The following is a 24,996-nucleotide window of genomic DNA, read 5'->3' as shown; positions in this document are numbered from 1 at the left end:
CAAATGAAGGAGGAAAATAATATGGCGTGTGTACAAATTAAAGGAACAAGACAAGAGGTAGTAGAAATGTTACAACTATTTGATTTAATGGATACGAAAGGTTTTTGTAAATTCGACAATTACGTAGAGGTGTATCCAAATGAAAAACAAAATAACAACTTCATCGCCTCAATTGATATTCAATCCAATGATGCTTCTGCTCAAGATCAATTAAATGATCAGTTCGTCAGTCAAATGCTTACAGGTGTGTACAACGACTAATATATGATTAAAACTTCAAGGAGCACTGATCGTGCTTTTATAGACAATTATCCCCTACCTACTTCTACGTCTCAAGGTGGGGGATCTTGCTACCGCAAGCAGCTCTCCTTTTTCTACCATCTTTTTCTTACAAACATAAATATTTTCCAAAAAACAGTGCATATTACTAGATGGTAGGAGGTGAAGGAAATGGCGAAAATTGGTGTTGAAAATTCATTAACAGATGTTCAACAAGCATTGAAACAACAAGGACATGAAGTTATTTCACTGCAATCTGAAAACGATGCGCAAAACTGTGATTGTTGTGTTGTAACTGGACAAGATTCTAATGTGATGGGAATTAGTAATGTAACGATGAAAGGATCTGTCATTGAAGCAAGTGGCTTAACAACTGATGAAATTTGTCAACAAGTCGAAAGTCGACTTTAAAAAATGATATGACTACAAAATGCAAAAATTTATAAAAAGAAAAGTCTCCTATTCAAGGAGACTTTTCTTTTTATATTCACCTAACGGGAAAGTAACATATACTGGATGAAAGCCCTACCTCTCTCTCATCAACACGGTTCCTCTGACCGCTCCTTGATACACTAGTATGTGTATAAGCTTACAAATACAACTTTTTGGGTTTATTCACAAAAGTTGTTGGTAAAATTACCCGATCCTTCGCGAATTTTTCATGTCGCATTTATAAAAAATATCCAATATATACTAGCTGTAACCGAGACACGAAATGTAATTTTAACACTTCATAATAAATTCGTCAATATTTATTTTAACAAAATAAAAACAGACATCGTAATCTGTCTGTTTTAGAATGGAGCCTTTTCTTTTACTACATACACAACAAATCCGCTTACTAACATACATAAACCGACGGTAAAATTCTTGATGTTAATCATAACTACCTCTCCCTTATTTTATAAATCATATATATTTACATTTCAATTATATTCATTATCCTGAAGCACACTTTTTCTAATATATCACAATTCCTAAAAAATGCAACTTTACTTTTTAACGACCATTTACAAACTTATCCACTGTACTTGGAACCGCATTCAAAGCCTTTTCAATCAAATGTGTACCACTATGTAAATGTAACACTTGCACACCACCAGATCCTACTACTAAAAACGCAACCGGGTCAATTGAAACTCCTGCACCACTTCCGCCTCCAAACGGGTGCCCTTGTTTCAACTCTTTTTGCTGTCCTTGTCCAGTCACACTTTTTCCTATAGACCTTTCTCCTTTAAAATCACTACCCCCTGCCCCAAACCCAAAAGCAACTTTTGAGACAGTTAAAACAACATGTCCGTCCGCTGTTGAAACAGGACTTCCGACAATTGTATTTACATCAACCATCTCTTTTAAATTTGTCATTGCGGTTTTCATTAAATTTTCAATTGGATGTTCCATCATTTCAACCACCTTTTTCCTCTTAATTCTTTTTTATGCTTTCCAAAATAGAGAAACTCATACCAAGTTTTACAATTCATAAACAACACTGCTCTATTATCAACTTTCTTCAACTTGATTAAGCGAAATGTAAATCGACTATCTATTTCTTACGGGATAAAAAAAGAAAAAGATATACATACTACTAATGAACCTTGTTATGAAAGGAGACATTGCTTTGACTGATAAATTTGATGAACAACATAGAACTGAAGAAGGGGACTATAAAGAAGAGTACGCGGCAGAGGTTGCCCCTCAGCATGTCAACTATAACGATAAAGATGAAGTAAAGTCAAAAACAGCGGGTTCAACAGCTGGTTTCATCGCACTTGCTCTTGCCGTATTATCTCTCTTTACATTCCCGACACTTTTTGGACTTGTTTCCGTTTTACTTGGCATTTACGCCTATAATCGTGGTGCTACTGTAACCGGTAGTATCGCAGCTATTATCGGTGGTATTGCTGCAATTGTCGCTCTCATATTCCGAGCTGCAATTATTGGTTTATTTTTCTCACTCTTTTAAAGAAAGAAGGTATCTCGCTTTTAGCGAGATACCTTATCCTGTGAAAACATCTTCTGATGGATATCGAATTTTTTGCTTCGCTGGTCGCGCCAGTGAAAATACAAGCGTTAACGGACCAATTAATCCACAAAACATAACAAACATGATGATACATTTTCCAACAGCTGATAATTTAGCAGTAATTCCCATCGTTAATCCAACTGTCCCAAACGCTGAAATTGTTTCGAATAAAAGTTGAATAAAACTAAAGTTTTCTGTAAGCATTAATAAAAATACTGCTGTAAAAATAAGAATTTGACTAGCAACCACAATCGCTAACGCTCTTGTTACCGTTGCCATTCTGATTGTACGCTGGAATAAAACAAAGTCTTCCTTCTTTCTAAAAAAGGAAATAACCGATGTAATTAAAATTACAAAAGTCGTTAACTTAATTCCTCCACCTGTTGAAACACTTCCTGCACCTATAAACATTAAAATCATTGTAAACAGTATGGATGACTCTTCCATTCCTCCATAGTCAACTGTATTAAACCCTGCAGTCCTTGGTGTAATTCCTTGGAAGAATGAGGCCCATAACTTCTCATTTAAAGATAAAGGTCCTAATGTTTCCACATTGTTATACTCCAATATAAAAATTACAATCATCGCAATAACATTAAGCGCTACTGTTCCGATAATCATAATTTTCGAATGAAGTGATAGTTTCCGAAAACTACGGCTATACCATATATCAATTAATACAGTAAATCCTAAACCACCTATAACGATTAAAGAACAGATCCCAATATTAATAATAGGATCCCCTACATATCTTGTTAAATTATCTGGCCATAAGGCAAATCCCGCATTATTGTACGAGGCGATAACATGAAAGATACTATAATATAAACCTTTACCAAAACCGAATTCTGGAATAAATCGAATGGATAGAAAAACAACTCCCACTAACTCAATACAAATAGAAAAAATAAAGACTCGCTTCACTAACTTTACAAGCCCACCTATATTCGTTTGATTAAATGCCTCTCCAATTAATAATCGGTGGCGAAGTCCAATTTTCTTTCCTAGTACCCAAACAATTAAAATTGCAATTGTCATTAATCCCAGTCCACCTGTTTGAATTAATAACATAATGATAATTTGGCCAAATGTTGTAAAAGTACTAGCAGTATCTACAACTCCTAACCCCGTTACTGTCGCTGCCGATGTTGCTGTAAAAAACGCATCCACCCAACTAATTGATTCTTTTGTCGCGAATGGTAGTTTCAATAACATTCCCCCGACAACAATTAAACAAAAAAAGCCCATTGCTAAAATTTGCGGCGGACTTAATCGTATAAGACGATTATAAAATCCTTGTTTTTTTGTTGCTTCCATATCACTAACTCCCTTAATAAAGTAAAACATCTATCCGTAGACTGATAGCTTATTTCACTTGAACAAAATCTCATAGAAAGTAATTCTCCACCTAACTTTTTCAATTCCTCATACTTTTAGAGTGAACTCATTAGTGCGGATTAATCTTTATACCCTCATAATATAGTTGAGCATAATCCTTTTTTCCATAGATTTCAACTTTTATTTTCACAGGCAGTATAACAAGTATTCATTCACTTAACGCACCCATTCTACCTATTAGAACCATCTTACTAAAACAGAGTTTTACAATCATTCTCGTTCTTCACTCTCATTCTGCCTAAATATGCTCATGATAATCCTTACTTTTTTCTAAGAGAATACCTAACTACTTTTTTATTCTCCATCTATCATTCAAAAAAAATTAAACATACCTCTGAAATCCCCTTATCTTTCACTCCAAGTTCACATTGAAATCACATCTATCTTTTATATTATAACTATCGAAGCTGTTCCTCCCTAATAATGAGACATTCCCCAGTGTCTCGAACAGCTTTCTATCCCTAATTAAAATTGACATAAATTGTCCCCTTCCCTGACCATCTTGTATGAACGAGATGGTCTATTTTTTTATCACCTACTACTAAATAATCCCCTTATCCATTAACGACAAATTATTCATCTATAGATTACCTAACTACCTTCTATCCTTCTTCTATTTATCAAAAAAATATAAAACAATTATTTTAAATTCCCCATACCTTTCACTTCAAGTTCACATTGAAGTCACATCTATCTTTTATATTATAACTATCGAAGCTGTTCCTCCCTAATAATGAGACATTCCCCAGTGTCTCGAACAGCTTTCCATCCCTAATTAAAATTGACATAAATTGTCCCCTTCCCTGGCCATCTTGTACCGACAAGATGGCCTATTTTTTATCACCTACTACTAAATAATCCCCTTATCCATTAACGACAAATTATTCATCTATAGATTACCTAACTACTTTCTATCCTTCTTCTATTTATCAAAAAATATGAAACAATTATTTTAAAATCCTCATACCTTTCACTTCAGATTCACATTGAAGTCACATCTATCATTTATATTATAACTATCAAAGCTGTTCCTCCCTAATAACGAGGCATTCCCCAGTGTCTTGAACAGCTTTCCATACCCAATTAAAATTGACATAAATTGTCCCCTTCCCTGGCCATCTTGTACCGACAAGATGGCCTATTTTTTACCTTAAAATACAATTCAAATTTCCGAACAAAAAAAGGAGTGAGAATCCTCACTCCTTTTTTGATTTACTTCCTTTTTTCGAACGATATTCTTTCCCTTTATTATCATTACCAGTTGAAAACTCAGAACTAAACTCTTGTTGGAACTGTCCTGTTTTCGGTGAACCTTGGTTTCCACTTCCTTGACTCCCATTGCGATTCGTCATCTTGCCCCCCCTTTCTTCTTCCATTATTGTTAGTATGGCTTTCTTCTCATAATCATACTCATAGCGTGCTTCTATATAACAAGTTTCAACTTTTCATTTTATCCCGACTAGTGAAGTCTGATAATCAATGGTTGTTGAGGCACTCACCGATTAAATAAAAAAATCCTGCCCAAAACATGGAAGGATCCTCTATTAGCTATAATTCATATGGCTTTTTCTATATAAGTTTTTTTGAAATAGATACCATTACATGCATTTCTTCTTCAGATAGTGCTGAAAACCTTTCTTTTAAATACTGCTTTTTTGCCAATTCCATTTTTTCAACTAACTCTTTTCCTTGTTCCGTAATTTCCAAATATACAACTCGACGATCAGATGTAGAACGTGAACGCGTCACAAAACCTTTATGAATTAACTTTTCTGTAACAGCTGTAATATGACTGTTTGATACATGTAGTTCATTTGCTACACGAGAAACCATTTCTTTTTCATTACGATTTAATATACGGAGTACGAGAAACTCATTCCATGGTATGTAATCTCCAAAAATTTTTCCGATATCATTACGCAATGAACGAAACATAGCGAAAACATTTGCAGATAGATCCTCCATTAATTGTTCACGATTATGAGACACCGCTTACATCTCCTTTTAATTCATATAGTTAAATAAAAACTTTATGAATTATATTACCTCATATTTTACATTTTGTCACCTTTTTTCCTATACAATTCATCTATATACATATTGACACCGTTAAAATTATTCTTTATTTATCAAAGTACGTATCGTTTAATATCCATTTGGAAATAAATGATACAGGTTGCTTTTCTAACATGCTGAAGCTCACATCAGCCACAAAAAGGGATGCGATAAATCGCACCCCTTTTTGTTTTGGTTTCTTATTAAATATTCATGCTATAATGGATTATGAAATATTTTCCATCCCGCAACCCGAATTATTTGGAGGTGTAGTATGAATCTAGATAAAGAGAAGTTTTCAGATTTAAATAGCAAAGATAAAACGATTGCTATTAGTAGTATTACCCTTCTTATAATGATTGTTTTTTCCCTTATCTTCTTTATACATGTTGGAGTTTTTCGCCTCATCGGTGTTGAATATACATCACGAACTGCACTATTTTTCTTTTTTATTTTACTCCTATTTTTGGATGGCGTTAGTCATTTTTTTATGTTATTTTTTAAAGCACTTTTACAACCAATACTGAAACAAATGCCAAAATGGCTCACCTTTTTTCTGCTTTCTATCATCGAAATCTCACTTGATTGGCTCGTTATTCACACTGCAGATGATTGGATGGAAAGCATTACAATTTCAAATAGAGCTGAACTGCTCATTGTCCTTGTCTTTTTTATGTTAGATAAATTATGGCCTACTGATAACAAAAAGAAAGAGTAAGATTACAAGCTTTTCTCTATAAAAATTGATACAATAAAAGCAAAATATATTGAAGGGGTGTTACATATGACATTACAACAATGGGCCAATAAAGGTATATCCTTTAATACATACGTAAATAACATGACTGTGAATCAATATGAATTACTACATATTTATAATAACTTTTTAATTCCAAACGAATTACTTCCTGTTTTAGAAGAACGCCAAAATGACGGCTGGCGCGTTATTGTACTAACCGCTGATTGGTGCGGAGACGCCCTTCTTTGCGTACCTGTTATGAAACGTATTTGTGAGGTTTCCAATATTGAAATGAAATTACTCATCCGTGATGAAAATTTAGAACTAATGGATCAATATTTAACGAATGGAACAGCACGTGCCATTCCAATCTTTATTTTTATTGATAAGGATGGAAAGGAACAAGCTGTTTGGGGACCACGCGCTCCAAAAGTACAAGAATTAGTTACTTCTATGCGTGCTACATTACCTGAAAAAGACGATCCACAATTTGAAGAAAAACAGAAAGAAATGTATGCGAATTTCCGCGCTACATTAGCTGATGACACATCACTTTGGGCACATGTGATGGATAGTATGATCGAAAAAATTGTAAAATAAAAAAACTGCCAATGGCAGTTTTTTTTATTACATAATAAAGAAATAATAGAACACCGCAGCTAACACAAAACGATAATAAGCAAATGGTGTTAACTTTACACGAGCTAATAATTTTAAGAATGAAACAATCGCAAGCATTGCTACAAGGAAAGCTGTAATAAAACCAGTTGCAAATAATGTGATATCTGCTGAACTTAATACGTCCCAGCTTTTAATTAAATCTAATCCTGATGCTGCAACCATCATCGGTACCGCTAAAATAAATGTATATTCAGCTGCTGCTGTATGAGATACACGAGCTAATAATCCACCACTTATTGTAGATCCAGAACGTGAAAATCCTGGCCATAACGCTAAACATTGGAACATGCCAATTGTGAATGCTTGTTTATACGTAATCTCGTCCAATGTCTTTGCTGTACTTGGTCGTGAAAACTTCTCAGCCACAATCATTAAAATACCACCAACGATTAAACTGACAACAACGGGTCCTGGTCCAAATAAAACTTCTTTAATTTTACTATGGAATAAAACACCTAGTACACCTGCTGGAATCATACCGATAATGATATGTAATAAATTTAAAGATGGCCCTTGTGTTACCTTTCCAATTCCAACTAATGACCATAAACGTTTCCAAAATACAACAACAACTGCTAAAATCGATCCCAATTGGATGACAACTTCAAATACTTTTGCTCTATCATCATCAAACCCTATTAAATGTCCTGTTAAAATCATGTGTCCTGTTGATGAAACGGGTAAAAACTCCGTTAACCCTTCAACAGCTCCCATGATTAAACCAATTAACCAATCAGCCACGGATAGTGCCTCCTTAATACCTTATATATACTTTTTTCACACCTTATCATAATACCTCATCCATTTTCAAAGTGCATCTTTTTTTTCAACCGTTCAAAATATAACAATACGTTCACATATGTGTATTTCTTTTCTATTTTCTTATTAAATTGTATGATAGAAAGAGTTTGGTCTCGCGTAGAAAGGAGCTTTTATGAAAGAAACACATTCATTCTTACAAAAAATAAAACAATTTGTATTACTATTTTTCCCGATTTTTATAACGCAAATGTCTTTATTTGCAATGAGCTTTTTTGATACTACAATGTCCGGACACGCAAGCGCTACTGATTTAGCCGGGGTTGCAATTGGAACAAGCGTATGGATTCCGATTAGTACTGGACTAACAGGAATCTTAATGGCTACTACTCCTATTATTGCTCAGCTTGTTGGCTCAAAACAAAAAAAAGCTGTTCCTCATATCGTAATACAAGCCGTATATTTAGCAATTGGAGTAAGTTTACTCGTTATTCTCATCGGCTTCTTTGCCGTTTCACCCATTTTAAAAGGCATGCATTTAGAACCGCCGGTTGAACACATCGCTTCTCAATTTTTAAGTATTATTGCAATTGGTATCATTCCTTTATTTGTCTATACTGTATTGCGTGGATTTATTGATGCATTAGGGAAAACACGTACAACGATGATGATTACATTACTTTCCTTACCGATTAACGTCATTTTAAATTATGTATTTATTTTTGGGAATTTTGGCTTTCCGAAACTAGGAGGCGTTGGTGCAGCAATTGCTTCTACCGCAACATATTGGTGCATTTTATTTATTACCATTATTATTATCAGTACGAAAGAACCATTTGCATCTTTCGGTATCTTTAGGCGCTTATACCTCCTTTCTCTTTCAAGTTGGAAAGAATTATTAAAGCTTGGAGTACCTATCGGGTTTGCCATCTTTTTTGAAACGAGCATTTTCGCCGCCGTTACACTTATGATGAGTAATTTTAGTACAACAACAATTGCTGCACATCAAGCGGCGATGAACTTTGCTTCGCTTCTATATATGACACCTTTAAGTTTAGCGATGGCCCTGACAATTACAGTTGGCTTTGAAGTTGGAGCAAACCGCTCTGAAAATGCAAAGCAATACAGTTTTATCGGAATTAGTTTGGCGCTCACTTTTGCCTTATTATATTCTATTCTACTCTTTTTCTTTGACGATCAAATTGCATCTATTTATACAACAGATATTGCTGTTCATGATTTAGCAAAAGAGTTCCTTATTTTTGCGATTTTATTTCAAATTTCCGATGCAATCGCTACTCCCGTGCAAGGTGCTCTCCGTGGTTATAAAGATGTAAATGTTGCTTTAATAATGACACTAATTGCCTACTGGATCATCGGTCTGCCACTCGGTTATATATTAGCAACCTATACCTCTTGGGCAGCTAAAGGTTATTGGATTGGTCTTATTATAGGGCTAGCATTTGGCGCTACCTTTCTTCTTGTTCGTCTCTTTCAAGTACAACATAAATATACATCACAAAAAAGTCGCTAATCGTAGCGACTTTTTTCATCATGCATAGTTCCTCTTTAAACGTGTAACATAATGAAAAAGAAAGGTGTAAATCTATGGATGAAAAGAAAAAACAGCAGCTCTATGATGAAGAATTTGCTCCTGAAATCTCACCTGGATATAGGCAAGATATTCATGAGCCACCTCAATATAAAAACACTTCCACTTCGTTTTTAATTGGAATTGGTATTTTCGGAGCAATATTACTTGTACTTATTATTTTTGTCTACTTTTAATGAAGGGAGAACTATATTATGACAAAGCAATCCTCAACTTTCTCTAAAAGAGTTGTAAAAACACAAAAAGGTTATGCTGGTGATTCTGTAAATGTGCATAAGCAAGTCGAACAAGGCAATCTAGAAATCGCCAAAAAAGAAATTGGACAACAAAACGAGAACCTATGAATGTCCCCTTTCTTGCAAGTGTTTAAGGAAAGAGACTTCTTTTAGAATACTGTAAAAACCGAAAACATCCTCAGTTTCTGAGGATGTTTCATTCTACATATTGCCGCTGCTCTGCGATCTTGAATGTATGCTTTTCTTTTACAATCTTCATTTCATAGTTTAAACTCATTTCATCTCTCTTACCATTCTCAATACCTGAAACATAAGCTATGGCACGGTAAGTAAAACTTTCATCAGATTCTTCACATATTTCTTCATTAGAAAATTTATACTCTAAAGTATGAAAACGATTTGGATAATAATTTCTCATTAATTGTCCATAACCGCTCTCTATATGATCTTCCGAAAATATTTCCATCCCTATCTTTTTTATCTCCTCTTTATCCTGAATCGCAAAAACAGATAATTGTGCTGTAATAAAATACTCACCGATCTTTTTCTTTTCATCAAAAGTTAGCTGTTTTACTTCTTTTCTCTTTAATTCCTCAGATATCTGATACTCACTTTTCTGCTTAAATTTCGCAAAAGCTTGAATTTTATACATTCCTAAAAACAAAACACAAACGAACAATATCCACATTGCCATCTTTTTGTTTTTCTTTCGCATCATATACCCTCTCTATTCCATCATTTATATTATCTTATCACAAAGAAAGAAAATTCTGTTATTATAAAATAAAACGAACGAATCAAGGAGAGAAATGAGGAAAGTTATATGTACTCTTACAGGACACATATAGAACAAGCGCTACCAAGTATCACCATACACTCTTATGAACAAAATGATAATGGCTGGGATAATGTAGCCATTATTATTAACAAGGAATGGCTCTTTCGTTTTCCACGTAATCCCCAGTATGCATGGCGAATACCTCGCGAAAAAGAGCTGTGCAAGAGACTTTCTCAATCATTACAAGAGGTAGAAGTTCCTAACTACCATGTTTTATATAAAAACAAATCAGATTTAATTCCATTTTGTAGTTACTATAAACTCATTCACGGAGAACCACTAACAGTAAAAACAATAGAAAGATTAACTGTAAAAGAACGTGAAACAGTAATCACACAACTTGCTACCTTTCTTGCTTCTTTACATACTATCCCAATAGAACATGCTATAAAATGGGAGTTTGATATCGAGAAGCCTATCTCATATTGGCGAGAGATTCAAACGAAATTACACGATTATCTTGCACACACACTTACATCGTTAGAAAGAAAAGCTTTTGATTGTTTATTTGAGGATTTTTTTGAACTTATGCATGCATCTGTTTTCCAAAAAGCAATGATCCATGCTGACTTTACACATCATCACATTTTATTTGATGAGGAGAAAAGAAGCATTGCTGGTATTATCGATTTTGGTGATGCTCAAATTGGAGATCCTGCCTTTGACTTTGCTGGATTATATAGTGATTTTGGTAGTAAATTTACAAATGACATCTATAAACAATACTGTGCTCTCACTCCCCACCATGATTCAACTTTCTTTAGGCGTGTCATGCAATTTTATCAATATAGCCCATTACTCCATAAACTTGTTTACAGCTTTGAAACAAATAATGAACAAGAGGTACAGAAAAATCGAAGACATTTACAAACTATACTTTAGGGAATGAATTCATTTCTTTCCCTATTCGCCTTTTCCTCATAGATTATTAATTTTTTATCCATTTCTATAATTAATTTATACATTTGAAACGCCTGCAAAATCTGCAATTGGATCCAAAAAGGAGCCTGTTGTTCTTGTAACCACTGAAATACTCTCGCTTCATTTTTCATTGATCATTTCTCCCTTCACAAGTTCCCCTACATCTATACCGTAAATGATGAAAAGCTTTTCATGTCAATAACAAAAAAGGGATGCAATTTTGCACCCTTTTTTAATGAAATATAGAATTTTTTCGAACTGGTAGATGTTGTACCTCGTCTACTTTACATTCATTACGAAGAGCACATCCAATACATTCAGAACGAACTGTACGTTCTGTGTACAGCTCCGGTTGCTGTAATATCTCTTTCATTCGATATAAATCCTTCATTCCGTCCACAATATCTCTCTTTTGGAACATATTCATACCTAGTTCCTTCTATTAAATTAACAATTTCAATTCTTTCAGCAAGAATTCCAAAGGCTTTGTAACTAAACACTGCTGTAAGCTTTTGAAAAAGAGCTAGCATCTCTTCATTTGCATCAACAACATACTTTTTAATTACAAACGATTTTGTAGACCATTCCCCCACTTCAAACGTTAATGAAATATGCACCCCTAGCTCTTCCATATAGGTTTGTAACTTCTCATATAAAAATAAAGGTGGTATTTTACTTGCGTCATTCTTCACAAACTGTAGTAAATGGTCCGTTAACTTTGCGAGAACAATATAATATTCCGCTTTAGAAGAAAACATATCAATACGCACATTCCCCCAATGTCTCTCTAATCGTTCTAACAGAAGCATTGTTGTTTGTTTTTCTACGGGTGATGTGTAGTAATCAATAATAATTTGATTTACAATCGCTTGAACCATTTGTTGCCATTCAAATGAAGAAGGTTCTCTTCTTTTTATATGGCGAAAATAAAACTTATGCGGACAACGCATAAAATCATATAAATGATAATCTGTCATCGTTTTAATTGATATTTTCCCCTGCACCCATCTTCATCTCCCTCTCGCCATTAAAAAAGGTGTTTTATGAATTCAGCACCAAACTGAAGACATTTCTCTACATCCTCATCTTCTGGCGTTAATTCTATTTTTAGCCCTTCCATTACAACTTCAGCACCGCGCTCTCGTAATTTTTCTTCTAAAATGTCAACAGCTGCTCCGTATTTCGGATAAGCAGAGTCACAAGATCCAAATACCGCTGCTTTTTTACCAGTTAAATGAATTTCTTCCATTTCATCATAAAAATCTAAGAAATCATCAGGAAGTTCACCGTCTCCCCACGTGTATGCTCCTAAAATGATTCCATCATATTCTTCTAATATAAAAGCCTCTGGCGTCGTCATAATGTCAATGACTTCGATTTCATTTCCTGTTTCCCGAATGGCTCCAGCTATATGATCAGCCATTTCCTCTGTATTTCCACTCATACTTGCAAAAATCATTACACATTTACCCAACTGGCTCTCTCCCTTGATTATATCTATTTTTTCTGTGTTATTTGTTTTTCTCATCTACATATTCAGCACGGATTATTCGCCGTTGCCATACTATATCTTTATCTTTCATTTCCCATTGTCGAAAGCGGAATATTATTTCATTTCTCTCATCCATTCTACCGCCTGTTAATTAATTGATAATAATTATCAATTCCAACTATGCATTTAGATTAATTGAAAACGATTATCAAAGTCAATGTTTTTTTTGAAAAAATAATGAAAAAGTACAAGCTTGTCCGGTAACAGTTCATATACTATAAATGAGCATAGTTCTTTCTCAGCCCTCTCTAACGGAAAGAAATAGAAGCAACTGCAGTAATTGCAGTTGCCCTTTTTTATTTTTAAGTTTTTAGTAAATTCATTGTCGCCCGTAAAAATAGCTCTGCCCCACTAATTAAAGCTGATTCATCCACATCAAATTTTGGATGATGGTGGGGATAACAAGTGTTTGTTTTCTCATTTCCAGTTCCTAATTTAATAAAGCAGCCTGGTGCTTCTTTTAAATATGCAGAGAAATCTTCTCCTCCCATTGAAGGAGCAAGTTTTACAATTCTCTCTTTTCCAAACAACTCTATCGCGCTTTCTTCTACTATTTTTGTAATAAACGCATCATTGATTACCGGGTCATATCCATAACGATATGCGTACGTATACGTTGCACCATGTGCCTCTGTAATTCCCTTAGCAATTTGCTCAATCCTCTCCTCTGCTTCTTTTCTCAATGCTTGATCGAAAGAGCGAACTGTGCCCATCAAATATGCTGTATCAGGAACAATATTATCCGCTGTTCCCCCATGAAATTGTGTTATTGAAACAACTCTTTGCATAAAAGCACCTGTATTTCTAGAGACAATATGCTGTAAATTCGTAATAATTTGTGCACCAACTGCTATCGGATCTACCGTTTCTTCTGGCCTAGCAGCATGCCCTCCTCTTCCTTTTACCTCTATTGTAAATACATCGGGGGCAGCCATCATCGGTCCATATACAATCCCAATCTTTCCCGTTTCTAATCCAGACATAACATGCAAACCGATAATATAATCTACCCCGTTCATGACACCTGCTTTCACCATTTCCTGTCCCCCGCCAGGATACACTTCTTCAGCATGCTGAAATAAAAGGCGAATTTCTCCTTCCCACTCCTCATCCATGTTCCCTATTGCTTCTGCTGTGCCTAATAAAATAGCAGTATGGGCATCATGCCCACATGCATGCATAACTCCTGGAGTAAGTGATGCGTATGCTTTATACGTCTCTTCCTGAATTGGCAATGCATCCATATCTGCACGAATTGCTACAACTTTTCCAGTCTTATGCCCTTTTTTCTTTGCCATCACACTGTATGGCGTCGGTCTTGTCACCTCGAAAGCTGAAAATGAACACAATGTATCATATATAAATTGTGAAGTTTTTTCTTCATAGAATGATAGCTCAGGAAATTGGTGAAGATGCCTCCGCCACTTTATAATATTTTCCTCTGACACGTATGTCGGCCATCCTTTATTCACACGCTCCATTCCTGACGACCTCCTTTTTTATTGTTCACATTTCTTATTTCACTGTGATAATTCAATTTTCTTGTAAGATTTTCATTTATAAAAACGCTTTATTTATTCCCTGCTTATTTAAAAAAAGACAAATCCATTACAAATTCATATAGAATGTAATATAATTGCTAAGTTAGGGATTTTCTTTTTTAGTATTTAGTGCTACTATCAAAAAAGAGCCTTTTTGTCTTATATTTACCTAAAATGTGGAATTTTGTTTTTTTCACAACAATGTAGGATATGATATCTACATACAGTTACTATTTCATAAGAGAGGGAAAGACATGGAAAGATTAAAAGAGATATGGTCTCGACCACTCACACAATGGTTTGCAAAAACTTTTTATTACCTTGCAATTTTATTTGCTTTGCTTTGGTTGTATGGTTTCCATGATACGAACACAAGCACATTTATTTACAATGAATTTTAGGGTGGGAACGTTATGAAGTTATTAGAACAAATCGAAAAGTGGGCAGTTGAAACTCCAGACCAAACCGCTTTCGTTTGGCGAGATGCGAAAATTACGTACAGACAATTAAAGGAAGACTCCGATGCACTAGCCCATTGGATTTCTTCTGAGTATGCTGATGATCGCTCACCAATTATGGTTTATGGCCATATGCAGCCAGAGATGATCACTAGCTTTTTAGGGTGTGTCAAAGCTGGACATGCTTACATTCCAGTAGATTTATCTATTCCAGCTGATCGTGTACAACGTATTGCTGAAAGTTCTGGTGCGAAATTACTTCTATCACCGGTAGAAGTAACAGTAACTGATTTACCAGTTCGCATCATATCTGAAAACGACTTAAAAGATATTCTCTTTACTCATAAAGGAGAAACACCAAACCTTACTCATGCGGTAAAAGATGATGAAAACTTCTACATTATTTACACATCAGGGAGCACAGGTAATCCAAAAGGTGTACAAATTACGTATAATTGTCTTGTAAGTTTTACAAAATGGGCGGTCGAAGATTTCAACTTACAAACAGGGCAAGTTTTCTTAAACCAAGCACCTTTCTCATTCGATTTATCTGTGATGGATGTTTATCCATCGTTAGTAACAGGTGGTACGCTTTGGGCAATTGATAAAGATATGATTGCACGTCCAAAAGACTTGTTTGCTTCTTTAGAACAATCTGATGTACAAGTATGGACATCCACACCATCTTTTGCAGAAATGTGTTTAATGGAGCCATCTTTCTCTGAAAGTATGCTACCAAACATGAAAACATTCTTATTCTGCGGTGAAGTATTATCAAATGACGTCGCAAGAAAACTAATTGAACGTTTCCCAAAAGCAACAATTATGAATACGTACGGTCCAACAGAAGCAACTGTAGCTGTAACAGGTATTCATGTTACACAAGAAGTCGTTGATACCTATCAATCACTTCCAGTTGGCTATTGTAAATCTGATTGCCGTATTCTTATTATGCAAGAAGATGGTACGATTGCGCCAGATGGTGAGAAAGGTGAAATCGTAATCGTTGGTCCAAGCGTAAGTGTTGGATATTTAGGAAGCCCTGAATTAACAGACAAAGCATTCACGGTTATTGATGGCGAACGTGCCTACAAAACAGGTGATGCTGGCTATGTAGAAAATGGTCTTCTTTTCTATAATGGTCGTCTTGATTTCCAAATTAAATTACATGGTTATCGAATGGAATTAGAAGAAATCGAACATCACCTTCGCGGTTGCTCTTATGTAGAAGGAGCTGTCGTAATTCCCATTAAAAAAGGTGAGAAATACGATTACTTATTAGCGGTTGTTGTTCCAGGAGAGCATTCATTTGAAAAAGAATTCAAATTAACATCTGCAATCAAAAAAGAACTCAATGAGCGATTACCAAATTACATGATTCCAAGAAAATTCATGTATCAATCTTCTATTCCAATGACACCAAATGGAAAGGTAGATCGCAAAAAATTATTGAGTGAGGTTACAGCATGACCGCATACGGATCATTTTATTTTTTCGCCATAGTGGGCATTTTATTAATACCTACTATTATAGCTGGATTAAAAGGTAAAATGTTGCGCAAATATAATGCTGTTCTAACATTAGTTATGCTTGCAATTATCTTCTCTGATAAACCAAAGCAAGCGTTGATGTTGGCAGTATTTATCATTTGGCAATACATCCTGATTAAAGGCTATTTACTATTACGAAAACAAAATAATAATACGTTCATGTTTTGCATGGCTGTTATTTTATCGATTTTGCCACTAGTGTTAGCAAAAATCGCACCATTCGTACCTGAACTAAAGTTCATTGTTTTCCTTGGTATGTCTTATGTGACATTTAGGGCCGTACAAATGGTGTTTGAAGTTCGTGATGGTTTAATTAAAGAATTCACATTCTTTAACTTCTGGGAATTCGTTCTGTTCTTCCCAGCGATCTCAACTGGACCTATCGATCGTTATCGAAGATTCCAAAAGGATATTCAAAAACCGCCAAGTGCTGAAGAATATCAACAGTTACTATACACAGGGATGAACCGTATTTTCCAAGGGTTTCTGTATAAATTTATAATTGCTTATTTACTACAGAAGCATTTTGTTGATGCAGTATTTGCAAATCAAGATACGTTTTTATCTAATGTTATTTATATGTATAGTTATAGTTTATACCTATTCTTCGATTTTGCTGGTTATAGTGCATTCGTAATCGGTGTAAGTTATATGATGGGTATTAAAACGCCAGAAAACTTTAATAAACCGTTCATCAGTCGCAACATTAAAGATTTCTGGAACCGTTGGCACATGAGCCTATCTTTCTGGTTCCGTGACTTTATTTATATGCGCTTTGTCTTTTTTGCAACAAAGAAAAAGTTAATTAAAAATCGATATACGATTTCATATATCGGCGCATTCTTAAACTTTTTCATTATGGGCGTATGGCACATTTTAGGTGAACATGTATATCAATACATTATTTACGGCCTATATCATGCAGCTCTGTTTATTTTGTTTGATATTTTTGAACGAAAAAACAAAAAGCATAAGTTTTGGCCAAATAATAAATTCATGCATGTCCTTGCAATTGTAATTACGTTCCATTTCGTATGTTTCGGTTTCCTAATCTTCTCTGGTCACCTTAACAGATACTTTTAATGAATAACTTCTTTTCTTACAGCTAAGAAGTTACACATAATATATTTCGGATATAAAGGAGATTTTAAAAATGGCAGAATTTAAAGATCAAGTATTAGATATTTTAGAAGAAGTTTGTGAAAATGATATTGTAAAAGAAAATCCAGATGTACAATTATTTGAAGAAGGTATCCTTGATTCTTTCGGTACAGTATCTTTATTAGTAGAATTCCAAGAACGTCTAGATATCGAAGTATCTATTTCTGATTTTGATCGTGATGAGTGGGCAACACCAAACATGATTATCAAAAAATTGGAAGAAATCCGATGAAAAAAGCAACTTTTGGACCGATGCTCTTAGCATTGGCCCTTTTTGCTGTATTCTTACTTATTCCAACACGCTTTCTCCTTCCACTTGTAAGTGATAAAAAAGTAGAGGAAGCGGCAACTTCTCTAAAACCAGAGAAAATACAAAGTATGGTTTTACAGCAAAAAATGTTAGAAGATCCGAAATACCTTCCGATGTATGGTTCATCGGAATTTGCAAGAATGGATGCTTTTCACCCATCCAATTACTTTAAAGTAAAACCCGCAGGATTCACGCCATTCCTTCTTGGTCGTGGCGGAACACAGGACCTTGTCCATGTGCTAAACTTTGCATCTACAATGGATCAATTAAAAGATAAAAAAATGATTTTTGTCCTTTCACCACAGTGGTTTGTACCACAGGGAATTGATGAAACACACTTTGCACCTAACTTTTCAAAACAACAAGGCTACCACCTCATTTTTAACAATGATTTAAAGCCTGAAATGAAAAAGAAGATTGCAAAGCGTTTATTGAACTTTGAAATTGTAAAGAAAGAAACGCTATTAAAAACATCTTTAGAAGGTATTGTCTATGATGATACGAAGCATCAAATAAAAGCAATTGCTGCGAAACCTTTCGCTTATCTTTACCGCAATATATTAGATCGTAAGGACATATTTACAGCAATGTTCGATATTAAACCGCATAAAGAAAAGCTTGATCCTTCATTGAAACAAATGAACTGGGAAGAAGTACGTAAACAGGCAGATCAAACTGGTAAATTAGAATCTCAATCAAATGAATATGGTATCGAGGATGGTTATTTCAATAGCAAAATTAAACAGAAATTGAAACAACGCAAAGGTTACTTAAAACATGATTCTTATGAAAACTCTCCAGAATATGAAGATTTACAAATTGCGCTTGATTTATTAAAACAATCCGGTGCAAAACCACTCTTCATTTCTGTTCCTGTAAAAGGTCCTTGGTATGATTATGCTGGATTCCCGAAAGAACGACGCGAATTATACTATAAGAAAGTTCATGAGCAAATTCAGCAAGCTGGCTATCCAATTGCTGACTTCTCAAACCATGAGTATGACAAGTACTTCTTAAAAGATCATATGCACTTAGGCTGGAAAGGTTGGGTATACATCGACCAAGCCATCCAGCAATTTTATAAAGCAAACTAACAAAAAGACCGCTTGATTTATTCAAGTGGTCTTTTTGTGTATGCATCTTGCAATTTGTTTACCGTTACTTCTACTTCTTCAATCACCTGTTTAACAATTTGCTCTGCTGAGTCTTTTCTTGCTAATGAGGAAGCTTGTCCAGCCCAAAGTGACATATATTCCCCTTTATTTTGTTTTGCTGCTTCTTGACGTATTTTCGAAGTTAATACATTTTGCACTGGATACATGGGGAGACCGCCTTCTTTTCCCTCATGCCGATCTATAAATATATTTCGAATACCTCTTGCGTATTTCCCAGAAAATGCCCTTGTTACAGTTGTACTTGTATCTGTACTTTGAAATACTGCTTCTTTATGCACATCGTGTGTAATACTCTCTTCGCTTGTTAAAAAGGCAGATCCCATTTGAACGCCTTCTGCACCTAATACATAAGCTGCAACAACACCTTGTCCATTCATAATACCACCTGCCGCTATAATTGGGATATGTGGTACTGCGGCTACCATTTGTGGAATTAATGCAAATGTACCAATCATAGAATCTTGCTCATTTCCAATAAATGTCCCACGGTGTCCCCCAGCTTCGCTACCTTGTCCAACAATTACATCTACCTCTAATTCAGCAAGCACCTTCGCTTCTGCTACATTTGTAGCTGTGCCAATTATCTTTATGTTCTCTTTCTTCAATAATGCCATTTCCTCTTGTTCTAACGTGTGAAATGCAAAGCTGACAACTGGAACTTTTTCTTCCCTTAACACTTGTAGTTGTTCTTTATAACTTTTCGGAAGTTGCAAGGGTTGATTATACTCATCAATATCTAATTCTTTTCGTATCGACTCTAATAAAATTCTAGCTGTTTGTACTTTTTCTTCTTCAATTTGTATTTCCTTCGTAAGCAACAGATTGACTGCGAACGGCTTATCTGTTAACTCTCGTATTTTATAAATAGATTGACGAATTTGTTCTGGACTCATATAGCCAGCCCCAAGTGTTCCTAATCCCCCACTATTACTTACAGCCGCAACAAGTTCTGGTGTCGTAATTGCTCCCGCCATGCCCGCTTGAATAATTGGATATTTTATTTGTAATATATCAGTTACTCTGCTTGTAAACATCATTCTTCTCCCTTCCTATCCCCTCTTATACCTTCTTGTTTCAACAAGTTTTTCCTTCTTTTAATAGGATTGAACTGGCTATAAACGAATATATTGAAAGTGAAGGAGGAGATTTACATGATTCAACCAACTGCCTTACAACAAGGCGATACGGTAATGATTATTGCTCCAGCAGGACCACCAGTAATAGAACAGGTCCTTACAGGAAAAAAAGTATTGGAAAAAATGGGTCTATCCGTAATAATTGGCCAAAGTGTTTACGAGAAATACGGCTATCTAGCTGGAAATAATGCAATCCGCCTTCATGATATACACGAAGCATTTGCAAACCCTAAAGTGAAAGCTGTTTTTTGCGCAAGAGGTGGATATGGGAGCGGTCGTCTTCTCCCTTATATTCAATATGAACTCATTCAAAATACCCCCAAAATTTTTTGGGGGTATAGCGATATTACTTCTTTGCATATTGCTTTTTCACAATATACAGGACTTGTTACCTTCCATGGACCGATGATTGAGGAGTTAGGCAGAGGAATTGATTCTCTCTCATTCTCCTCTTTCAATCAACTATTCCATCCGTATTCTACTATTTTACAAGCAGCAGAATGTATCAATGCCACATCTACCTGCATTGTTTCTGCACCATTAACTGGAGGCAATTTAACCGTATTGGTAAGTACACTAGGTACATCCTATGAAATCTATACAGCAAATAAAATTGTATTACTTGAAGATGTTGGAGAAGAGCCGTATCGTATTGATCGCATGTTCAACCAATTACATTTAGCAGGAAAATTGAATGAGTGTGCAGGGATTGTATTCACAAGCTGCCATAACTGTATTACCTCAAAGCAGTCCCTATCATTACAAAACATATTGTATGACTATCTCGCACCATACAATATTCCTGTATTATTCGGTCTTCCTATTGGGCATGTACAACCAAATGTCGGAATACCACTCGGTGTGACTGCTACAATAAATACGGAAAAAAATACATTTTCTATTCCTTCTGGTGTAACATGCATATAAAATGAACTTTTAATCCGTAATGTTTTTCTTCCCCTTCATTAATTATTAGCCTTGTTACTGACCAATATTGCGATAAATAGAAGTGTTCGATGCAATTTTTTATTTACACAAAAAAAGGAAAAGTATGTACCGCTTTTCCTTTTTTTTATGCTGTGTTAATTGCAAAAAAGTAATGTCAACACTTACTCTTTTATTGATAATAATTGAAAATTATTCCAGATGCTATATCCGCAATTTCTTCTGGAATAAATGTTTTACTAATCTCCGTACCAACATTCAATACCGCTGTTGCTTCTTTATCTAGATTTTCAAACAATTCTTTTCCACGTATCGTAATAAGGGGCGTTTCTTCCGGCAACACTTCTTTCACAAATTCTAATTGTGTAAAGAATGGTACAATCCATCTACCCTCTCCTTGGAAATAACGCAAACGAAGTGTTCCTTCTGATGCAGAATCATCCGCCTCTATAGATCCAGCAACATAAAAATGAGTTGTTAGCAACAATTCATAAAATTCCTTTTGTTTTTGTTTATCCTCTTCTGCTAAAACAAGTACTGTTTCTATTTTCTTTACTGGAATTTGCTCCATATGCTGCCACCCCTGTTTCAAAATAATTGTACTTTGATTATACAAAATATTCTTATTTTTTTCTACATAATTATTCAAATATTTTATTAAAATAGTATCAATTTAACTGACTCAACCTTATCTTCTCTACTGTCTCCAATGTTGTAATAATAGTAGCAAACTCTTCATGCAGATTCACTAGTGTCATATTATGAATTTCGTCAGCACAATATTTTACTCCATCTGGTCCTTTTCGGTTAAATGTAGCTGTCGCATCACTTACTAAGTACGTTGAAAATCCTAAGTTTCCAGCCATCCGAGTTGTTGTCTCGACACAGTGATTCGTCGTTAATCCAACAATAACAATCGACTCGCAGTTTTTTTCGTTTAATTGCTTTTCTAAATCAGTTCCAATGAATGCACTGTTCACACTCTTTTGAATAACAATTTCACCTGGTAATGGCTGGACTTCTTCTTTAAAGTGAACGGTTTCTGCACTTAGATAAAACATCGACTCTACATTTTCTTTATTCACATGCTGAATATGAAATATTGGTAGCCTCCTTCTTCTCCACTCTTCTAATAAACGCTTCATATTTTCTTCTGCTAAAGGGTTATTTCGCTCTCCCCAGTACGAGAGATTAAACGCTTTTTGTACATCAATTATAATTAGTGCTGGTTGATTCACTACTTCTCCTCCTATTCTCCTGGCTGTAATTGAAATAAAAATCCAAGTTGTTGTGAAGCTGTAATAAAGCAAATATATGCACAGAGTTCTACAATCTCTACCTCACTCCAATACTGTTTTAACACATCAAACATCTTATCATCTATCGCTGAACGATTATGTACAAATACATATGCAAAAGTAACAGCGGTGCTAATCTCCTCTATTTTTTGTACATCATCTGGTTTTCCCTTTGCCATACAATACATACATTCATTTCCAAACGCAAGTGTTCTCCGTACTTGCTCCTTTAACTCTTCAGAAAGACTTCCCTTTTCATATAAAGTACTTTCAAGTGTACTCCAAGATTGTAATATAGCTGGGCTATGCCCTAATAATTTTTGAAACTTTGTTTCTCCTGCATCTGATAATGAAATTCTCTCCATCATTTCTCCCCCTATTCCTTTCTATTTTATTGTAAAATAAAATGGACCCGTTTTACATTTCATATGAATCTTAATTTATATATTTTCTTTACAAAAATTATTAGTTTATTGGAGGTATATTTACAAATGCAATTAGATCGTATTGATCGTAAAATTTTAAATGAATTATATAATGATAGTCGTCTCTCTATGCGGGAATTATCAAAACGAGTAAATTTATCCGCACCTTCTACTGCAGAACGTGTTCGTAAATTAGAGAGTGAAGGCGTCATTCAAAAGTATACAATTGATATTGATTATAAAAAAGCTGGACTCGTTTTAGACTGTATTTTAGAAATAACCTTAAAAAATGGTGATACAACGCGCATGCAACAATTTATTCAATCGTATCCATCCGCAAGCTTTTGCTATCGCGTAACAGGAAGCCTTTGTTATATCGTTAAAATTTCTGTCCCGTCATTAGTTGAACTTGAAGAATTTATTAATGCTGTTTCTTCATATGCAACAACCGTTTCTCATATCGTATTATCAGAAGTATCCCTTACTCCTGACATCGAACACATTTTTCCAGAAGAATAAAATTAATTTTTATTCAAAATTCCATAAAAAACCCCTTACAAAAAGAATAAAAATGATTTATTATGTATTAAAATGCATAATATTCGAGAAAGGGGCATTACATTGAAAATTTGGTTTTACGAAAAAACAACTCAAGTAGATGATCTACTTGGCATTTGGGACAATGTTCCCACCATCCCTCGAATTGGGGAAAAGGTGGAAATTTTAAAAACAGTTCGTACAGTCACAGATATTAAATATGTAAAAAACGGTAACAACTTTCACGTTGAAATTGTTATCCATTAAAATAGTAGCTCTCCTTAGTAATATTGGAGAGCTGCCTTTTCGTTTCTCATACTTTTATTACTATTTTGCTTTTCTTATAATAATTTGATTATCCTCTACCGTAACCGTTACATAATCATTCTGTTCTAGTGCTAACTGATTCACGGCTTCATCCGGCAATTCTACCGCCATGAGTCGATCTGTTACAATGACTTGACTATATGTTTCATTTTTCTGTAATGGTATAGAGGCCTTATCTTCATTGATGAAACGAAGAGACGGTACTCCTACTTCTTTTACAGTTCGCCAATTTTTTCGAATAAATGGTACTAACCATAGTAAACTGATAAGAATCACAATAAGTCCAATCCATAAATTACTTTGTCCTTGTAATTCAGCAATCGAAATAGCATCGTCTGTTCCTTCTCCACTAGTTAATTGGATGGTGGTTGCAATACAATTATTCAATGCATGAACAGCAATATTCGTCCATATATTTTTCGTTTTAATGTAAAGAAGGCACATCACAACACCGAATACAAAAGCACCAACGATATCAAAATGACCTAAACCAAAAATAAGAGAGGACACAATCACAGCTCGTTTTATTCCCCATTTAAACGTCATACGCTGTAAGAAGAAACCTCGAAAAATGACTTCTTCCATGATTGGTGCAAAAATACATGCTGAAATGAAACCGAATATCTGTGTGGAAATACTGCTCATATCAATCACACCATTATCGTTCAACATATCAACCAAGAAATTAGGAAAAATATGTGCTAGTATGTAAAATTGAATAAAAGATACACCGAATGAAAAAATCATTCCCATTGCAGTGGCAATTACAATCAACTTCCAGTTTAATCGTGAAGATTTATCAAAGAAACTAGTAAATATAATATTGTTTTTTCTTGTTTTAAAATATAACCATAATAGTGGAAATACAAAAAACACCGAAATTTGCACCGCAACATCCATGACACTATCTGAAGCTCCCATAATGTCCAGCGGCAGCACCGTTACTAACATCCCTAAAATCATCCATGCAAAAAAACTCCGAAGTCGTATACGTGAAAATGCGTACTGAATATAAAACACCCCCAAGATGATATTCATAG

At 34.8% G+C, this 24,996-nt stretch carries 32 protein-coding genes and 1 pseudogene; 17 read left to right on the top strand and 16 right to left on the bottom strand.

What is annotated here, in order from left to right; translation table 11 throughout:
- Nucleotides 1–21 precede the first annotated feature (21 nt).
- Together QRY57_RS08740 and QRY57_RS08735 are read left to right on the top strand one after the other, a co-directional pair.
- Nucleotides 22–261 (top strand): DUF3911 family protein, encoded by a 240-nt coding sequence (locus QRY57_RS08740; protein ID WP_026591304.1) that lies wholly within the window; start codon nt 22–24, stop codon nt 259–261.
- A gap of 189 nt (nt 262–450) precedes the next feature.
- On the top strand, nt 451–690 hold the full coding sequence (locus QRY57_RS08735) for a YkuS family protein (RefSeq protein WP_026591305.1): 240 nt from the start codon (nt 451–453) through the stop codon (nt 688–690).
- A gap of 383 nt (nt 691–1,073) precedes the next feature.
- Here QRY57_RS08735 and QRY57_RS08730 read toward each other — a convergent pair whose 3' ends face one another.
- Both QRY57_RS08730 and ytfJ read right to left on the bottom strand, forming a co-directional pair.
- Nucleotides 1,074–1,163 (bottom strand): hypothetical protein, encoded by a 90-nt coding sequence (locus tag QRY57_RS08730; RefSeq protein WP_000608217.1) that lies wholly within the window; start codon nt 1,161–1,163, stop codon nt 1,074–1,076.
- Nucleotides 1,164–1,278: 115 nt separating this feature from the next.
- Nucleotides 1,279–1,680, bottom strand: a complete 402-nt coding sequence (gene ytfJ / locus QRY57_RS08725) for a GerW family sporulation protein (protein WP_026591306.1) — start codon at nt 1,678–1,680, stop codon at nt 1,279–1,281.
- Nucleotides 1,681–1,879: 199 nt separating this feature from the next.
- On the opposite strand from ytfJ, the gene QRY57_RS08720 reads away from it, so the two are divergent.
- Nucleotides 1,880–2,242 (top strand): imidazole glycerol phosphate synthase, encoded by a 363-nt coding sequence (locus QRY57_RS08720; RefSeq protein WP_286017200.1) that lies wholly within the window; start codon nt 1,880–1,882, stop codon nt 2,240–2,242.
- A 33-nt stretch (nt 2,243–2,275) separates the two neighbouring features.
- Here the strand turns inward: QRY57_RS08720 and QRY57_RS08715 are convergent, their stop codons facing one another.
- The 3 genes from QRY57_RS08715 to QRY57_RS08705 form a co-directional block, all read right to left on the bottom strand.
- A complete protein-coding gene (locus QRY57_RS08715) occupies nt 2,276–3,619 on the bottom strand; it encodes a TrkH family potassium uptake protein (RefSeq protein ID WP_026591308.1) in 1,344 nt (447 codons plus the stop codon).
- Between the two features lie 1,277 nt (nt 3,620–4,896).
- Complete coding sequence (locus QRY57_RS08710) at nt 4,897–5,052, bottom strand: hypothetical protein (RefSeq protein WP_026591309.1); 156 nt, start codon at nt 5,050–5,052, stop codon at nt 4,897–4,899.
- Nucleotides 5,053–5,269: 217 nt separating this feature from the next.
- Nucleotides 5,270–5,689, bottom strand: coding sequence for a MarR family winged helix-turn-helix transcriptional regulator (locus tag QRY57_RS08705; protein ID WP_026591310.1), 420 nt, complete (start codon nt 5,687–5,689; stop codon nt 5,270–5,272).
- A gap of 340 nt (nt 5,690–6,029) precedes the next feature.
- On the opposite strand from QRY57_RS08705, the gene QRY57_RS08700 reads away from it, so the two are divergent.
- Nucleotides 6,030–6,473: a YrvL family regulatory protein gene (locus QRY57_RS08700; protein WP_286017199.1), complete on the top strand. Its 444-nt coding sequence runs from the start codon at nt 6,030–6,032 to the stop codon at nt 6,471–6,473.
- Between the two features lie 66 nt (nt 6,474–6,539).
- A complete protein-coding gene (locus QRY57_RS08695; RefSeq protein WP_026591312.1) occupies nt 6,540–7,094 on the top strand; it encodes a thioredoxin family protein in 555 nt (184 codons plus the stop codon).
- A 27-nt stretch (nt 7,095–7,121) separates the two neighbouring features.
- On the opposite strand, the gene bacA is transcribed toward QRY57_RS08695, so the two are convergent.
- Nucleotides 7,122–7,916, bottom strand: a complete 795-nt coding sequence (gene bacA / locus QRY57_RS08690; RefSeq protein WP_026591313.1) for an undecaprenyl-diphosphate phosphatase — start codon at nt 7,914–7,916, stop codon at nt 7,122–7,124.
- A 193-nt stretch (nt 7,917–8,109) separates the two neighbouring features.
- Here bacA and QRY57_RS08685 point away from each other — a divergent pair, with 193 nt between their 5' ends.
- From QRY57_RS08685 to QRY57_RS08675, 3 genes are all read left to right on the top strand, one after another.
- Nucleotides 8,110–9,468 carry an MATE family efflux transporter gene (locus tag QRY57_RS08685; protein ID WP_286017198.1) on the top strand — a complete coding sequence of 453 codons (1,359 nt, stop codon included), beginning with the start codon at nt 8,110–8,112 and terminating at the stop codon, nt 9,466–9,468.
- Nucleotides 9,469–9,542: 74 nt separating this feature from the next.
- On the top strand, nt 9,543–9,722 hold the full coding sequence (locus QRY57_RS08680) for a hypothetical protein (RefSeq protein WP_026591315.1): 180 nt from the start codon (nt 9,543–9,545) through the stop codon (nt 9,720–9,722).
- 18 nt (nt 9,723–9,740) lie between these two features.
- Nucleotides 9,741–9,890: a hypothetical protein gene (locus QRY57_RS08675; RefSeq protein ID WP_208016765.1), complete on the top strand. Its 150-nt coding sequence runs from the start codon at nt 9,741–9,743 to the stop codon at nt 9,888–9,890.
- Between the two features lie 88 nt (nt 9,891–9,978).
- On the opposite strand, the gene QRY57_RS08670 is transcribed toward QRY57_RS08675, so the two are convergent.
- A complete protein-coding gene (locus tag QRY57_RS08670) occupies nt 9,979–10,500 on the bottom strand; it encodes a biotin transporter BioY (protein WP_286017197.1) in 522 nt (173 codons plus the stop codon).
- 105 nt (nt 10,501–10,605) lie between these two features.
- Between QRY57_RS08670 and QRY57_RS08665 the strand changes: the two genes are divergently transcribed.
- Nucleotides 10,606–11,502 carry an aminoglycoside phosphotransferase family protein gene (locus QRY57_RS08665; protein ID WP_286017196.1) on the top strand — a complete coding sequence of 299 codons (897 nt, stop codon included), beginning with the start codon at nt 10,606–10,608 and terminating at the stop codon, nt 11,500–11,502.
- Here the strand turns inward: QRY57_RS08665 and QRY57_RS08660 are convergent.
- From QRY57_RS08660 to QRY57_RS08645, 4 genes and pseudogenes are all read right to left on the bottom strand, one after another.
- On the bottom strand, nt 11,499–11,672 hold the full coding sequence (locus QRY57_RS08660) for a hypothetical protein (protein WP_026591319.1): 174 nt from the start codon (nt 11,670–11,672) through the stop codon (nt 11,499–11,501). The genes QRY57_RS08665 and QRY57_RS08660 overlap by 4 nt on opposite strands.
- Nucleotides 11,673–11,773: 101 nt before the next feature.
- A pseudogene (locus tag QRY57_RS08655) lies at nt 11,774–12,545 on the bottom strand (hypothetical protein).
- Between the two features lie 23 nt (nt 12,546–12,568).
- Nucleotides 12,569–13,015 (bottom strand): flavodoxin, encoded by a 447-nt coding sequence (locus QRY57_RS08650; RefSeq protein WP_286017195.1) that lies wholly within the window; start codon nt 13,013–13,015, stop codon nt 12,569–12,571.
- A 380-nt stretch (nt 13,016–13,395) separates the two neighbouring features.
- Entirely contained in the window at nt 13,396–14,574 is a 1,179-nt protein-coding gene (locus tag QRY57_RS08645; RefSeq protein WP_432804067.1) for an amidohydrolase, read from the bottom strand.
- A 314-nt stretch (nt 14,575–14,888) separates the two neighbouring features.
- Here QRY57_RS08645 and QRY57_RS08640 point away from each other — a divergent pair, with 314 nt between their 5' ends.
- From QRY57_RS08640 to dltD, 5 genes are all read left to right on the top strand, one after another.
- Nucleotides 14,889–15,035, top strand: coding sequence for a teichoic acid D-Ala incorporation-associated protein DltX (locus tag QRY57_RS08640; protein WP_003206349.1), 147 nt, complete (start codon nt 14,889–14,891; stop codon nt 15,033–15,035).
- Nucleotides 15,036–15,047: 12 nt separating this feature from the next.
- The gene (gene dltA / locus QRY57_RS08635; protein WP_286017194.1) at nt 15,048–16,562 is read left to right on the top strand and encodes a D-alanine--poly(phosphoribitol) ligase subunit DltA; all 1,515 of its coding nucleotides are present in this window, start codon (nt 15,048–15,050) and stop codon (nt 16,560–16,562) included.
- Entirely contained in the window at nt 16,559–17,725 is a 1,167-nt protein-coding gene (gene dltB / locus QRY57_RS08630; protein ID WP_026591324.1) for a D-alanyl-lipoteichoic acid biosynthesis protein DltB, read from the top strand. Before dltA ends, dltB begins: the two co-directional genes overlap by 4 nt.
- A gap of 70 nt (nt 17,726–17,795) precedes the next feature.
- Nucleotides 17,796–18,035 (top strand): D-alanine--poly(phosphoribitol) ligase subunit DltC, encoded by a 240-nt coding sequence (gene dltC / locus QRY57_RS08625; protein WP_003196126.1) that lies wholly within the window; start codon nt 17,796–17,798, stop codon nt 18,033–18,035.
- Entirely contained in the window at nt 18,032–19,207 is a 1,176-nt protein-coding gene (gene dltD / locus QRY57_RS08620) for a D-alanyl-lipoteichoic acid biosynthesis protein DltD (protein ID WP_286017193.1), read from the top strand. The genes dltC and dltD overlap by 4 nt, the downstream gene beginning before the upstream one ends.
- Nucleotides 19,208–19,224: 17 nt before the next feature.
- On the opposite strand, the gene QRY57_RS08615 is transcribed toward dltD, so the two are convergent.
- On the bottom strand, nt 19,225–20,322 hold the full coding sequence (locus QRY57_RS08615) for an NAD(P)H-dependent flavin oxidoreductase (RefSeq protein WP_286017828.1): 1,098 nt from the start codon (nt 20,320–20,322) through the stop codon (nt 19,225–19,227).
- 117 nt (nt 20,323–20,439) lie between these two features.
- On the opposite strand from QRY57_RS08615, the gene QRY57_RS08610 reads away from it, so the two are divergent.
- On the top strand, nt 20,440–21,351 hold the full coding sequence (locus QRY57_RS08610) for a S66 peptidase family protein (protein ID WP_286017192.1): 912 nt from the start codon (nt 20,440–20,442) through the stop codon (nt 21,349–21,351).
- A gap of 190 nt (nt 21,352–21,541) precedes the next feature.
- On the opposite strand, the gene QRY57_RS08605 is transcribed toward QRY57_RS08610, so the two are convergent.
- The 3 genes from QRY57_RS08605 to QRY57_RS08595 all read right to left on the bottom strand — a co-directional run bounded on the left by QRY57_RS08605 (nt 21,542) and on the right by QRY57_RS08595 (nt 23,035).
- Entirely contained in the window at nt 21,542–21,940 is a 399-nt protein-coding gene (locus QRY57_RS08605) for an SseB family protein (RefSeq protein WP_286017191.1), read from the bottom strand.
- Between the two features lie 97 nt (nt 21,941–22,037).
- Nucleotides 22,038–22,622 (bottom strand): cysteine hydrolase family protein, encoded by a 585-nt coding sequence (locus tag QRY57_RS08600; protein ID WP_286017827.1) that lies wholly within the window; start codon nt 22,620–22,622, stop codon nt 22,038–22,040.
- Complete coding sequence (locus QRY57_RS08595; protein WP_286017190.1) at nt 22,619–23,035, bottom strand: carboxymuconolactone decarboxylase family protein; 417 nt, start codon at nt 23,033–23,035, stop codon at nt 22,619–22,621. The genes QRY57_RS08600 and QRY57_RS08595 overlap by 4 nt, the downstream gene beginning before the upstream one ends.
- Before the next feature lie 123 nt (nt 23,036–23,158).
- Here QRY57_RS08595 and QRY57_RS08590 point away from each other — a divergent pair, with 123 nt between their 5' ends.
- Both QRY57_RS08590 and QRY57_RS08585 read left to right on the top strand, forming a co-directional pair.
- Nucleotides 23,159–23,611, top strand: a complete 453-nt coding sequence (locus tag QRY57_RS08590) for an Lrp/AsnC family transcriptional regulator (RefSeq protein WP_286017189.1) — start codon at nt 23,159–23,161, stop codon at nt 23,609–23,611.
- A 102-nt stretch (nt 23,612–23,713) separates the two neighbouring features.
- Complete coding sequence (locus QRY57_RS08585) at nt 23,714–23,896, top strand: DUF3913 family protein (protein WP_026591332.1); 183 nt, start codon at nt 23,714–23,716, stop codon at nt 23,894–23,896.
- Between the two features lie 60 nt (nt 23,897–23,956).
- Here QRY57_RS08585 and QRY57_RS08580 read toward each other — a convergent pair whose 3' ends face one another.
- The gene (locus QRY57_RS08580; protein ID WP_090691217.1) at nt 23,957–24,967 is read right to left on the bottom strand and encodes a CPBP family intramembrane glutamic endopeptidase; all 1,011 of its coding nucleotides are present in this window, start codon (nt 24,965–24,967) and stop codon (nt 23,957–23,959) included.
- Between the last annotated feature and the right edge of the window lie 29 nt (nt 24,968–24,996).

Origin of the sequence: Bacillus arachidis, assembly GCF_030285945.1 — a bacterium.
Classification (GTDB): domain Bacteria; phylum Bacillota; class Bacilli; order Bacillales; family Bacillaceae_G; genus Bacillus_A; species Bacillus_A arachidis.
Note: the sequence above shows the minus strand (reverse complement) of the source record. Positions and strands in the feature narration are given on the sequence as shown.

Coding starts and splice junctions, on each gene's coding strand:
- QRY57_RS08740 (WP_026591304.1), top strand. CDS start 22: ATGGCGTGTGTACAAATTAAAGGAACAAGACAAGAGGTAGTAGAAATG.
- QRY57_RS08735 (WP_026591305.1), top strand. CDS start 451: ATGGCGAAAATTGGTGTTGAAAATTCATTAACAGATGTTCAACAAGCA.
- QRY57_RS08730 (WP_000608217.1), bottom strand. CDS start 1,163: ATGATTAACATCAAGAATTTTACCGTCGGTTTATGTATGTTAGTAAGC.
- ytfJ (WP_026591306.1), bottom strand. CDS start 1,680: ATGGAACATCCAATTGAAAATTTAATGAAAACCGCAATGACAAATTTA.
- QRY57_RS08720 (WP_286017200.1), top strand. CDS start 1,880: ATGAAAGGAGACATTGCTTTGACTGATAAATTTGATGAACAACATAGA.
- QRY57_RS08715 (WP_026591308.1), bottom strand. CDS start 3,619: ATGGAAGCAACAAAAAAACAAGGATTTTATAATCGTCTTATACGATTA.
- QRY57_RS08710 (WP_026591309.1), bottom strand. CDS start 5,052: ATGACGAATCGCAATGGGAGTCAAGGAAGTGGAAACCAAGGTTCACCG.
- QRY57_RS08700 (WP_286017199.1), top strand. CDS start 6,030: ATGAATCTAGATAAAGAGAAGTTTTCAGATTTAAATAGCAAAGATAAA.
- QRY57_RS08695 (WP_026591312.1), top strand. CDS start 6,540: ATGACATTACAACAATGGGCCAATAAAGGTATATCCTTTAATACATAC.
- QRY57_RS08685 (WP_286017198.1), top strand. CDS start 8,110: ATGAAAGAAACACATTCATTCTTACAAAAAATAAAACAATTTGTATTA.
- QRY57_RS08680 (WP_026591315.1), top strand. CDS start 9,543: ATGGATGAAAAGAAAAAACAGCAGCTCTATGATGAAGAATTTGCTCCT.
- QRY57_RS08675 (WP_208016765.1), top strand. CDS start 9,741: ATGACAAAGCAATCCTCAACTTTCTCTAAAAGAGTTGTAAAAACACAA.
- QRY57_RS08670 (WP_286017197.1), bottom strand. CDS start 10,500: ATGATGCGAAAGAAAAACAAAAAGATGGCAATGTGGATATTGTTCGTT.
- QRY57_RS08665 (WP_286017196.1), top strand. CDS start 10,606: ATGTACTCTTACAGGACACATATAGAACAAGCGCTACCAAGTATCACC.
- QRY57_RS08660 (WP_026591319.1), bottom strand. CDS start 11,672: ATGAAAAATGAAGCGAGAGTATTTCAGTGGTTACAAGAACAACAGGCT.
- QRY57_RS08645 (WP_432804067.1), bottom strand. CDS start 14,574: ATGGAGCGTGTGAATAAAGGATGGCCGACATACGTGTCAGAGGAAAAT.
- QRY57_RS08640 (WP_003206349.1), top strand. CDS start 14,889: ATGGAAAGATTAAAAGAGATATGGTCTCGACCACTCACACAATGGTTT.
- dltA (WP_286017194.1), top strand. CDS start 15,048: ATGAAGTTATTAGAACAAATCGAAAAGTGGGCAGTTGAAACTCCAGAC.
- dltB (WP_026591324.1), top strand. CDS start 16,559: ATGACCGCATACGGATCATTTTATTTTTTCGCCATAGTGGGCATTTTA.
- dltC (WP_003196126.1), top strand. CDS start 17,796: ATGGCAGAATTTAAAGATCAAGTATTAGATATTTTAGAAGAAGTTTGT.
- dltD (WP_286017193.1), top strand. CDS start 18,032: ATGAAAAAAGCAACTTTTGGACCGATGCTCTTAGCATTGGCCCTTTTT.
- QRY57_RS08615 (WP_286017828.1), bottom strand. CDS start 20,322: ATGTTTACAAGCAGAGTAACTGATATATTACAAATAAAATATCCAATT.
- QRY57_RS08610 (WP_286017192.1), top strand. CDS start 20,440: ATGATTCAACCAACTGCCTTACAACAAGGCGATACGGTAATGATTATT.
- QRY57_RS08605 (WP_286017191.1), bottom strand. CDS start 21,940: ATGGAGCAAATTCCAGTAAAGAAAATAGAAACAGTACTTGTTTTAGCA.
- QRY57_RS08595 (WP_286017190.1), bottom strand. CDS start 23,035: ATGATGGAGAGAATTTCATTATCAGATGCAGGAGAAACAAAGTTTCAA.
- QRY57_RS08590 (WP_286017189.1), top strand. CDS start 23,159: ATGCAATTAGATCGTATTGATCGTAAAATTTTAAATGAATTATATAAT.